This window comes from Micromonospora sp. NPDC003776 (assembly GCF_053605645.1).
Window position 1 is genome coordinate 1 of record NZ_JBSGJR010000899.1, and the last position, 1,657, is coordinate 1,657.

1 protein-coding gene is annotated in these 1,657 nt (G+C 73.8%); it reads right to left on the reverse strand.

Going from position 1 to position 1,657, the window contains the following annotated elements; genetic code table 11:
* Nucleotides 1-123: 123 nt before the first annotated feature.
* A partial coding sequence (gene sucB, locus ACWEVO_RS36215; RefSeq protein WP_452311895.1) for a 2-oxoglutarate dehydrogenase, E2 component, dihydrolipoamide succinyltransferase occupies nt 124-1,657 on the reverse strand: 1,534 nt, incomplete at its 5' end.

The window sequence follows — 1,657 nt, forward strand, 5'->3', positions numbered from 1 at the left end:
GCCTTCCGCAAGCGGAAGATCAACTTCAAGGTCGGCAAGCCGTTCGAGAAGGTCGAGAAGACCGAGAACGGCGTCAAGCTGACCATCCAGGGCGGATGCCGCGCGCCCCCTTCGGATGGTGCGTCAGAGCCCCAGCTCGGCCTCGAAGTTGCCGGCCTCCAGCCGCTCCTTGACCGCGACCAGGAAGCGGGCCGCGTCCGCGCCGTCGATCAGCCGGTGGTCGTACGACATGGCCAGGTAGACCATCGACCGGACCGCGACGACCTCGCCCAGCTCCGGGTCGTTGACCACGACCGGGCGCTTCACCACGGCACCCGTGCCGAGCATCGCCGACTGCGGCGACGGCACGATCGGGGTGTCGAAGAGCGCGCCCCGGCTGCCGGTGTTGGTCAGCGTGAAGGTCGCGCCGGCGAGCTCGTCCGGGCTGACCTTGTTGGTGCGGGTGCGCTCGGCCAGGTCGGCGACCCGCTTGGCGATGCCGCCCAGGTTGAGGTCACCCGCGTTGTGGATGACCGGCACCAGCAGGCCCCGCTCGGTGTCCACGGCGATGCCGAGGTGCTCGGCGTCCGGGTAGGTGATCGTCCCGCCCTCGAGGTCGAGCCGGGCGTTGACGATCGGGTAGGCCTGCAGCGCCTCGACGGCGGCGAGGGCGAAGAACGGCAGGAAGGACAGCTTCACGCCGTGCCGCTGCTGGAAGGAGTCCTTGGCCTGGGCCCGCAGCTTGGCGATCCGGGTGACGTCCACCTCGATCACCGTGGTCAGCTGCGCCATCTCGTGCAGCGACTCGTGCATCCGGTTGGCGATGGCCTTGCGGATCCGGGGCAGCTTCTCGACGGTGCCCCGCTTGCTGCTCGGCTGCGGCTTCGCGGCCGGCTGGGCCGGGGCCTTGGCGGCGGGCGCGGCGGCGGCCGGCTGCGCGGCCGGCGCGGCCTGGGCGGCCTTCGCCTTCTCGGCCGCCTCCAGCACGTCCTGCTTGCGGATCCGGCCGCCGACGCCGGTGCCGTTGACCGAGGAGAGGTTCACCCCGTGCTCCGCGGCCAGCTTGCGCACCAGCGGGGTCACGTACCCGGCGGCCTCCTCGCCGCCGCCCTGGACCGGGGCGGTCGGGCGCTGCGGCGTCGGGGTCGGCGCGGCCGGCTGGGCGGCCTGCTCGACCTTGGCCGGCTGGGCGGCCTGCTCGGCCTCGGCGGCCGGCTCGTTGTACGACATGCCCGGGGTCGGCTCCTCGACCTTGGGCTCCGGCGCCGGGGTCGGCTTCGGCTCGGGCTTCGCCTCGGCCTTGGGCTCCGGCTTCGGTTCGGGCTGCGGCTGGGCCGGCGCGGCACCGGCCGCCCCGACGATCGCCAGCACGCCGCCGACCTCGGCGGTCTCGTCCTCGGCGACCTTGATCTCCAGCAGCGTGCCGGCGACCGGCGACGGGATCTCGGTGTCCACCTTGTCGGTGGAGACCTCCAGCAGCGGCTCGTCCACCTCGACGGTCTCGCCGACCTGCTTGAGCCAGCGGGTGACCGTACCCTCGGTGACGCTCTCGCCCAGGGCCGGCATCTTGACCTCGGTGCCCTGGCCCGACGGCGCCGCGGCCGGGGCCGGCTCCTGCACGGCCGGCTGCTCCGCCTCGGCCTGCGGCTCGGCGGCGGCCTCCTCGGCCTGCTGGGCC